This is a genomic window from Methylobacterium sp. J-026, from assembly GCF_022829585.1.
Taxonomy (GTDB): domain Bacteria; phylum Pseudomonadota; class Alphaproteobacteria; order Rhizobiales; family Beijerinckiaceae; genus Methylobacterium.
Window position 1 is genome coordinate 1 of the sequence record NZ_JAKSYC010000077.1, and the last position, 262, is coordinate 262.

The window sequence follows — 262 nt, forward strand, 5'->3', positions numbered from 1 at the left end:
TGGTCGAGGCGCACAACGCCGACGAAGTCGGGCAGACGCGAGCGCTCGATGCTGTCAATGTTGCCGTAGCGGTTCGGGCCGACGAAGATCGGGGTCGGCTGGTTGGTCACGCCGAAGTTCTGCGTGCTACCCGTGTTCAGCGTGGCGGCCACGTTGAACGGCGAGAAGATCGGGGTCCGGCGGAAGACCGGATCTTCGATCGAGATCGTCGCCGACAGGCCGTTGCCGACCGTCGCCGTGTAGGCGAGCAGGTTGGTGGAGA

At 65.3% G+C, this 262-nt stretch carries 1 pseudogene; it reads right to left on the reverse strand.

The features are described from left to right. Nucleotides 1-262: pseudogene (locus tag MKK69_RS08240) on the reverse strand (porin); the annotation flags it as partial.